This window comes from Nitrosomonas sp. (assembly GCF_040240425.1).
Classification (GTDB): Bacteria; Pseudomonadota; Gammaproteobacteria; order Burkholderiales; family Nitrosomonadaceae; genus Nitrosomonas.
This window is the reverse complement of sequence record NZ_QPHG01000033.1, coordinates 20,451-30,077: the sequence shown is the minus strand read 5'-3', so window position 1 is coordinate 30,077 and position 9,627 is coordinate 20,451. Positions and strand designations below refer to the sequence as shown.

General features: G+C 48.3%; 8 protein-coding genes. All 8 read right to left on the bottom strand.

What is annotated here, in order from left to right:
- On the bottom strand, positions 1-227 hold a 227-nt coding region (locus DU481_RS12025), incomplete at its 3' end, for a methane monooxygenase/ammonia monooxygenase subunit C (protein ID WP_350134801.1).
- Between the two features lie 257 nt (positions 228-484).
- A complete protein-coding gene (locus DU481_RS12020) occupies positions 485-1,159 on the bottom strand; it encodes a response regulator transcription factor (protein ID WP_350134798.1) in 675 nt (224 codons plus the stop codon).
- 7 nt (positions 1,160-1,166) lie between these two features.
- Positions 1,167-2,684 (bottom strand): ATP-binding protein, encoded by a 1,518-nt coding sequence (locus tag DU481_RS12015; RefSeq protein ID WP_350134796.1) that lies wholly within the window; start codon positions 2,682-2,684, stop codon positions 1,167-1,169.
- Positions 2,685-2,884: 200 nt separating this feature from the next.
- Positions 2,885-3,091, bottom strand: a complete 207-nt coding sequence (locus DU481_RS12010; protein ID WP_350134794.1) for a YjfB family protein — start codon at positions 3,089-3,091, stop codon at positions 2,885-2,887.
- Between the two features lie 77 nt (positions 3,092-3,168).
- The gene (locus DU481_RS12005) at positions 3,169-3,768 is read right to left on the bottom strand and encodes a hypothetical protein (RefSeq protein ID WP_350134792.1); all 600 of its coding nucleotides are present in this window, start codon (positions 3,766-3,768) and stop codon (positions 3,169-3,171) included.
- A 159-nt stretch (positions 3,769-3,927) separates the two neighbouring features.
- Entirely contained in the window at positions 3,928-5,529 is a 1,602-nt protein-coding gene (locus DU481_RS12000; RefSeq protein ID WP_350134789.1) for a GGDEF domain-containing protein, read from the bottom strand.
- 371 nt (positions 5,530-5,900) lie between these two features.
- Positions 5,901-7,058, bottom strand: coding sequence for a cation diffusion facilitator family transporter (locus DU481_RS11995; RefSeq protein WP_350134786.1), 1,158 nt, complete (start codon positions 7,056-7,058; stop codon positions 5,901-5,903).
- A gap of 3 nt (positions 7,059-7,061) precedes the next feature.
- Entirely contained in the window at positions 7,062-9,500 is a 2,439-nt protein-coding gene (locus DU481_RS11990; RefSeq protein WP_350134783.1) for a Lon protease family protein, read from the bottom strand.
- Positions 9,501-9,627 lie beyond the last annotated feature (127 nt).

Here is a 9,627-nt window from a genome sequence, read left to right as displayed (position 1 = left end):
ATCAGGGTCATGTGTACGCGCCACAGGCCCATCCATACTTTGTCAAATTCCGGTTCCATCGAGTCCATACCGTGTGAGTATGCAAACGTTCTTTGGTACCAGATCCAGAATATCGCAACCAGCAGCATGGTTAACATGCCCAGTTTGTAGTATTTTGAGTCATACCACAGCGACATATCATAGTCAGCACTTGATGCACTGCTACTCGTGCCATAAGTTGTTGCCATCATATCCTCCATTGATTAAGTTAATTTACACTGCGTAACACGGCTATCGAAGTAGCAATCACGAACTGCTTGTCATTGCTTTCGTAGCCTTTTTTACGCAATTAAGAATAACTGATCATCAGGCTTTTACAATGAGTGGATCCACTCATTTTCAATGATCGCTGTGTGGTTTCTTCAGCACGGCAAAAGGGGGTTTTTAAAACAAGACAGCGAAACTTATCCGCTGCGATAGAACAAAAATTGCTGTGTTTAGAAGATCAATGGGAGGGTGCAGCAGGCAGATTATCGGGGAAATGAATAGCTGATTTTTGCGCTCTTAATCGCAACGCAAAATTGATCAGGCTATTCGGGCCGCTCAAATCGAGTTTTCGGGAAATGTTGACGCGATGATTTTCAACTGTTTTTTTGCTCACAAACAGTTTCTCGGCAATCTGCGGTGTCGTGAAGCCCTCGGCGATCTTGTTGAGTACCTTACGTTCCGCTTTGGTAAGACTCGTTATTTTTTCCAGCGATGCTTCGATCAACGCGTCCTTTTCCGGCTGAGTCTGCCGTATTTGCTCCAATTTCTCCATGCGGGCTTTGATGCTATTTAACAATTCTTCCTTCGTGAACGGCTTGGTGAGGTAATCATCCGCACCCATATTCATACCCGCACGGGTATCCGAGCGCGTTGACTTTGCGGTAAGAAAAATAAAGGCGTGAGTTGCTGATTGCTGGGCTTGCTTGATCTGTGCCAGTACTTCAAAACCGTCGATCCCCGGCAGCATGATGTCGCAGATAATAATGTCCGGGTTCGATTCCATGGCCATTTTTACACCTGCTTCACCCGATGGCGCGCTGATTACCTGGAATCCGTAATGCGCAATAATGGCGGTAATGTTTTCGCGCAATGCATTTTCATCTTCAACCACGAGAATTAGTGGATTATCCATCGTATGTTTATACCGGTAATTGAATGGTGATGGTGCAACCACTGCCAGCCCTGCTCTCGAGACTGATATCTCCGCCGTGCAATGTGATCAGTTTCTTCGCAATCATCAAACCGAGCCCGCTACCTGGATATACCTTGGCGTTGGACGCGCGGAAAAACGACTGAAACAGAAACGCTTGATCCTTTTCTGGAATACCGATGCCATAATCTTTCACAGTAATTAAATAGACACCATCTTGCAGTTTTACGGTCATTTCCGGGGCTTGTTTCCCTTCGGAATACTTGAATGCATTCGACACGATGTTGCGTAAAACATTTCGCAGCACAATTTCATCTATATTGACGATACAGTCGGGTGCGTCAAAATGGTAATCCAGTTTCCTTTGCTGCTCGTTGGGTTCAACATTCGATTGCACAAACGCATCCATGAACTGCCGGAAGGGAAGATGCTTCTTGGTCAGTTCAATCTTACCCTCGTCGATCCGCCCAATATCCAGAATGTTTTCCATCAGCTCGGTCATACGGGTTGTTTCTTCCGCCATAATGGCTTTGTGCTTCTGAAAAAACTCGATAAAGGAAGCATTCAGTCCGGCCGATTCCATTCTCAAATCCAGCAGATCGATGCTGGAACGGATGGTCGCGAGCGGCGTGCGGAATTGGTGCGACGCCAAACTGACAAACTGGGTTTTAAACCGGTTGAGCTCACGCTCTTTTTCCATAGCTTTTTGCAGCCGGTGCTCGGCTGTCTTGATCACCGTGATGTCATTTTCTACCGCAACGTAATTGATTAGTTTTCCCGCGTCGTCGTATACCGCGGCAATATTGAGATAAAGCCATATTTTTTCACCGCTCTTAGTGTAATTCAGAATTTCACCGGAAAAAGTTCCGCCGCCGCGGAGTGAACGGGCAATCTCGCGGATAGTCTCGGCAGACGTTTCCTCACCCTGGAGAAAAGCAGCCGGATCAAGTCCTATGACCTCTTCAGACCGGTATCCCAGAATTTCCTCAAAACTGTTATTGATCCAGATAATCTTCTTTTCGGGATCGGTAATCATCACAATACCGTTGGTTTTCTCGGCCACATAGGCCATCCGTTGCAAATCCAGCTCACTATTTTTCCGCACGGTAATATTTTGCACAATACCGTACAGGCCGGTGATCTCGCCATACGCATCCAGTATCGGGTGAATCGTGGTGGTATGCCATTTGACCCGGCCATCCTGCATAACAATCATAAAATCATCGCTACGCTCTTTTTTCGTGGCTGTGACATGCGCAATCAGGGCTTGCATTTTTTCTTTTTCAGAACCCTGGTAGAGCTGTGTGCTTTGCAATAGCTCAGCGCATTCAAAATCCTTATCTAATTCATAAAAATCATAGAGATAATCTGACCAGACGGTAAAATCCGTGGAAAAGACATAAGACCACTCACCGATCTCTGCGGTTTTACACAGGAGAGACAGCCGCTTTTGCTGCGACTCGAGCGAATCAAAAGCTGCCAGATTGAAATTGGGTCTATAGTTCATGCGAAACCACGCTGATAAGCCAGTTAATTAACATTAAGAAAAAAGAAAAACGCTACCGAACGTATTGTAGCGAAATAAAAATATCACTTTGGAAGCATTTTGGGAATAGTAATGAGCATGTTGTCCGTCTGAAAAATCAGCCGCCCATAATAAAACAGCGCTAACAAAGTAGCGCTGCGGAAGCCAATAAACCTATCAATTCAGGCTGTGGTATTGACATTCTGTCCCAGATGCTGCGGCAGATTTGCCGAGGTTTGATTTGCGTCGGGAATCGCTTCAATCAAAGCAAGCGCACCCGCAGCATTTGAATCTATCGCTTTCTTTAGTACCGCTATTCCGACTGCCTGGTTTGCGCTGAATTCAGCCATTGATGTTGCCAAGCCTGCAATACCGTTAACATCCATCATATTCTCCTCTTCCTGTTTAGTACCATTAGCGGCACACCCAACAGATATTTTAGGAGTACGCGGCATATTGCCGGCGATCAGTCTTTTTTCAGCAAGGGTGATAAAGCGTTCTTAAGATGGTTTTTCCAATCCAAGCCGACTTGCAGTGGAATTTTCACTTGCAGATCAGCATTTTCGGTATTTTTCCCTTCCAAATACAAAATATATTGCCCGAGCTCGCCCAATTTAAATGCGGTCGTAATAACTCCCGATGGATGCTGTTGCGCAGGTGTCGACATCACTTCATGCTCTTGCTGATGTTCTTTTTCATCGGTTTCAAGTTTTACCAGGCGCAGCGCCAAGGAAAAATCGCGCGCCGATTCGGGATACAGCAGGTCAATCGAAATATTGAGCGATGCCGGTTCCGGTATTTTCCCGCACTGCACAGGCACATGCGGCGAGCGGAGATCGTCCGGTGACTCATAACCTTCAGGAAGATAGTAACCTGAATAACCGATAATGAGCGCTTCCGATTCTATCGTGCAGGCGCCGCCGCGAAAACCTTTTGGATACGTATCGGAAAAATCCCCCTGCGAACTGGTACGGTACATCAAACCAAATATAATAAAAGCGGAGATCACCGCAATCAAAAGTGCAAACTGAAACTTGCGAACGGAGAATTTTGATGGGGTCAGCATGGCTTTATGGACTCGGTGTAAAAAGGAGGAAATTATATCAGTCAATCCCGATCGGCATACAGCAACTCCGTGCGATACACCTAGCCTGCCTGTTTCTCCGATTACCGAACGCTTCCGCGTCATACTGCTTTTTTATACGGCCATGCCAAGTAGAACGGCCTAGTCAGCGGCGATAATCTGATTCTTGCCATTCTTCTTGGCGCGATATAAGGCGCCGTCGGCGCGCTTAAAAAGATCTTCCTGGGATTCTCCCGGATGATACTGCGCCACGCCGCCGCTGAAGGTAATTAATAAGCGGTTATTGTCATGCAGGAAGAATTTCTTGGTCATATAGCGGCGTATTCTGGATATGGTTTGAATCGCCTCTTTGAGCGCGGTATTGGGCAACAGGATCGCAAATTCCTCACCGCCATAGCGCGACACGACATCTTCCAGCCGCACCGTTTCCTTGACCGCTTCCACCAAATGACACAAAGCATTATCGCCCACGTGATGGCCATGCGTATCATTCAACAACTTGAAGTTATCGATATCCAGTAAGGCAAAACATAACGGCGACTGGGTACGCGCCGCGTACGATGCCTCGCGCTGATAAGCATTATCAAATCCACGCCGGTTCAGTATGCCGGTCAAATGATCTTCATGGACCTTTTCGCCCATTTCCTGCAATTGCGTTTCCAGCAGACTGATTTGATTTTGCGCGGCATCGGCTTCCGTCCTGGCGGCAACTAAGTCCTTGCGGTAATTGACTATGTTCTTCTGTACTTTATTGGTCTCTTGCATGATTTCCGCAAGTAACTGATTGATCTCCTCGATATCATCAACCTGATTGATTTTCTCTGAGTAATACTCCAGTTTCTCCTGATATTCTCCGGTGGCATCCGATAGCTCTTCCAGATTGGAAATCAGCGAAGTGACCATCTGCCGCATCGTCACCCTGGCTTTACCCAGGCTTTGCTTTATTATTTCCTGCCTTTGAATGATTTCTTTCAGATACTGCTCGGCTTGCGCGATGATCTGCACATCAAGCGGCATGGATACCGTGTCTTTCAGTTTGGCAAGCTGCTTTTTAATCCACTGGTCTTCCGACAACAATTCAGCGGTACTGTCCATCAGCAGATTCAATAACCTCAACAAACCTTGTTGCAAGCTGGCTTCACACTGATTGGATAATTCCAGTTTGACGCAAAACTGCTGGAAATGAACTATAAATTGATCCATTTCCGGTTTATCCTGAATTTTCCGCACTTGCGATGCCAACGATCGCGCTTCTTCCGCCAGCGTTTCGCCATTGACTTGCTTGGCGACGATGTTCTCCAGCATCTGCGCCAGTAAATCCAGAAGCTGGCCGGTATAACCGCTTATCTCGCTGTCTTGCTTGATAGCACCAGAATCCGGCTGGGATGCTTGCGCCTTGGCTTGAATAGCTAGAGTCGTACTATTAATCGTTATGTTTTCAGTGGTGGCAAACTTTACCAGGGCGGTCTTGTACTTTAGCCAGTTCTTTTCGCTGACGGCTTGCTCCAGACTATTGGCGCAATTCAGTAACGTGGGCGTATGACGAGGAAATTCTTTCGCCAGCTCAGTCAGCAATTTCGCGGTAATGGCTGAAATTTGATTCTCAGGGTTTCCGGCAATCTGATCATACAGTTTGTGATAATTATCCGGTGTCGGGGAAATTTTAAGGATTGCAAGTTGTTTTAATGTTTCACGTGCAATCACGGAAGGATTCAGATTGGTGTCTTTTGTATCTTGATTCATAGATATTTCGCGCGGCTGCTAACCCCTATCCCTCATCGTATGATTTTTCATCGCGGTACAAATCGTTTCTTGACTCTAATCACCCTATTGCTGGCTTACTCACCACCTGGACGGGTTGAATTATAATCTTTAATAACCAATAACGTCATTCTATATGTTTTTTATAACAATCAGTGTGCCAACCTTGTTTTGCAAGATCATCTGAGGATGTTACGAGAAGATGAGAGACCACCCCAGTTTATCTGAATAACAATACTTATCATTTGAATCATTGTATTGCAGCCCAGTATAATCGACGCAGCCTGTATCAGCGTCACGATTAGAGTGAAAAAACAAGCGTTAATCTACCGATGCAGTAAATACAGAAACCGTCAAACCTTAAATCGTACCTGTATTGTATTGATATAGGGCAACGCGGAAACAGCCTGTTTGAGTTCCTGCACCAGATATTTAGCCTCGTCAGTGCTACGCAGGATTTCAATCGGCAAATCCAGTTCCACATCGATCGCGCCGGACAAATAGTGCAATGTCATCGCATCAACCGATGCAACCGGCAACTGCGGCCAACGCTGTTTGAGCTCGGCGATGACTTCTTCGCGTGAAGGTAAATCGTTGCAGGGCGAACCGGTTTCGTCATTTTCCGGATCGATATGCACCGTCACGTCGGTCACTTCTTCCACGTGTTGCAGCAGACGCCGCCGGACACTGTCGCCGATTTGATGGCCTTCCGATACACTCAAACGGGGATCGACCTGAATATGCACGTCGACGAAAGCGCTCCCGGCGCTTTTCCGGGTCCGCAGCGTATGAATCGAGCGCACGCCATGCACCGCATGAATGTGCTGCCGGATCGCGCTGACTTTTTCCGGATCCAGTGCAACATCAATCAATTCCAGCGTGCTTGAACGCACCAAACCAAAACCGATCTTGGCGATCATAGCGGCCACTGCCACGGCAGCCACTGCATCCAAATACGGGTAACCGAGCATCACGCCGCTAATGCCGATCAATACCACAATCGAGGAGAAAGCATCAGAACGGCTATGCCACGCGCTGGCCATCAGCAGATCCGAACGCAATCGCTGCGCAGCAGACATCGTATAGCGATAAATCCACTCTTTCGAAATCACCGATAACAGCGCAATCAGCAGCGCCAGTAGGGTGAAATCCATAGCTGCTACCGGATCATTGAGCCGTTTGATCGCTTCGTACGAGATACTGATCGCAACACCGGTCAGCACGATGCCGAGACTGACCGTTGCCAGCGTTTCAATCCGTCCGTAACCGTAGGGATGCACCTCATCGGCGCTTTTGTGCGAGTGCTTGGCGGCGTACAACACAATGAATCCGGTCAGTAAATCGGATAACGAATGGATACCATCGGCAATCAATGCTTGTGAATTAGCAAACCACCCGATGACGATTTTTGCAACGCCCAAGACAAAATCCACTGCCGATCCGATGAGCGTAACTTTACGCACCTCCCGGTAACGTTGCTGCCGGTTGGCCGGATCGGAGGATGAATGCACGGACTATCTATCCGCCCGGGATGGCAGCCGCCGGTGTTCGGTCCTGGGGTGTTGCGTCGATTGGCAAGCGCGGCGGAAAACCAGCAATGTTTTCTGCGCATGACCGAGAGCAGTATCGGATGAATAGCCGTTTATCTGCGCCGATTCACTGCTACCCGATGGCAAGCCGGTGAGTAACTCAAGCCCTTGCATGACATGTTCCATCGTATAAATTGCAAATAAACCCTTCTCAACCGCTGCAATCACTTTCTGATCCAGCATCAAATGTTGCCGGTTTAGATACGGAATCAATACACCCTGCTCACCGGTTAAGCCCGTTTTCTCACACAACTTGAAATAACCTTCGATCTTGTCATTGATGCCCCCCACCGGCAGCACCTCACCGTATTGATTCAACGCACCGGTCACGGCAATGCTTTGTTTCAGCGGCAATTCCGCCAGCGCCGACAGCAGTGCATAAAATTCCGCGCACGAAGCCGAATCTCCTTCGATACCGGTATATTCCTGCTCAAAAACAATCGATGCGCTCAGTGCCAACGGCGCCAGATGGGTAAACAAACCTGTCAGGTAATTCTGCAATATCAGCATGCCCTTATCGTGAATCGGCCCGGACATATCCACTTCGCGGGCGATATTCAGCACACCATCCTCACCGGCAAAAGTACGCGCGGTAAGACGCACCGCCGTACCAAAACTGTGATCGCCCAAATCAATCTGCGTCAGCGCGTTGAGCTGACCGGCGGCTTCGCCTTGCAATGCAATGGCGATTTCACCCTCGATAATGGCTTCCTGTAAGCGCAAGTCCGGATAATTGTGGCGCAAGTTGCGCGCTTGCAGCGCGTCGGAAATATCCGCCACTTCCACGCAACGGCCATGACGGGCATGGCATAGCGCCGCGCTCTCCAGCAGCAGCATCTCGGTGCGGGCAAAAATTGCACTTTGGCGTTTCTGATCTTCCACTTCCCGGTGCGATTCTTCCAATAAGCGCGCGACCGCAGCCGCGGAAAAATGCGGTAATTTTGCCGCATCGCAGGCATGTGCGACGAACACAGCCGATGCATGATAAGTTTCCATACTCGCGATAAAGCTCCCGGCAAAATCCACTTTTACGCGGAAGCGGCGCATGAATTCAGGATCGATTTCCTGCAAATCATAGTATTCTTCCCGTGATCCGACCAGAATGATTTTAACGTTCACGTCGACTGCTTCGGGCTCAAGGGATACGGGTGCATTGGAAGCCCATGCCGAGCCGGGCTCTTCAATTTGCAAGCGCTTGCTGCGCAAAAAACGCCGCAATTTTACCCACAATGAACCGTCCGTCAGTAAATCATCCAGATGCAGCATCAAAAAACCGCCATGCGCTTTTAGCAAGCTACCGGCGCGGATACGCATGAAATCAGTTTTCAGTTTGCCGTTCTCAAACTGATAATCGATACTGCCAAACAAGGCATACGCTGACGGATTGTCCTCAATAATAACCGGCGCTCCCGGTAAATCAGCGTTATCCACGACCAGATTGATCTGATAGCGGGAGAAAATCCGTTCTAGTTCCGTTTGCCGTTTCTCTTCGTCGATATCACCCGTCTCAAACAACGCCAAATTGTCGAGAATATCCGCTTCCACCTGTTCAAGAAAAGTGCTGAGCCGCTCCTCATGTACAGGTTTTTGCAACTCCGCTAAAATTTTCTGCAACGCAAGATTCAGCAAAGGCTGCACGATACGGCGTTGCAATGCCGCCAATGCCGCGTCTTTTTCTTTCTCGACCCGTTGGAATACCTCAAAATAAACCGCAATCGCCTCACGCAATGCCTGTTCCGCTTGTTCTATTTCAACCCGGCGTGCTTTGGGCAGTTTCAACAAATTTTCCGCGGTCAGAATTTCCCCTTTTTCATCCAGCAAGGTAAACAAAATCTGTTCGTCTTCCCGATGAATGGTGACATGAAGGGATTCTGCAAACTTGTCGAGTTTTTTGTACGCTTGGCTTGTTTCGGTTCTGAATTTTTTCTCCAGCCGGTCGCTTTTGATCTTGAAATCCTGTCCGCTCAAACATTGCGTGATTTCGGATGGCAGCGATTTCGCCAGTTGCAGCATGGCCTGACGCAACAAACGCCCCTGCCCGGCAGGCAAATGCAAAGCCAGCGGTTTCTCGGGTGTAATGAAATTATAGAGATAACATAGATCCGGGGACGCCGTTCTATCAGCCGCGGAGGCCATCATCGCTTGTTGTAATAAAGAAGAACGCCCTGACCCCGCTTCTCCCAACACAAACAAATGATAATCCGGCTGCATCATGCCGAGACCAAAACGCACAGCCGCTTCTGCCCGCTCCTGACCAATCCAGGATAACGGCTGTTGCAACAATTCCGAAGTATCGGAAAATCCCAATGAAGCCGGGTCGATGGTAATGCGTAAATGAGAAGAATCTAATGGTTTGATTAGCATGTTTGGATAGTGACGGTTGCAGCGGCGAGATTGCGCCGATCCGCTATTGTACTCATTTAGAAACCATTGCGTAACGAAGCCGCCCATTCCGGCTAACGGATTTGCAATACCGACTCAATACCGGATT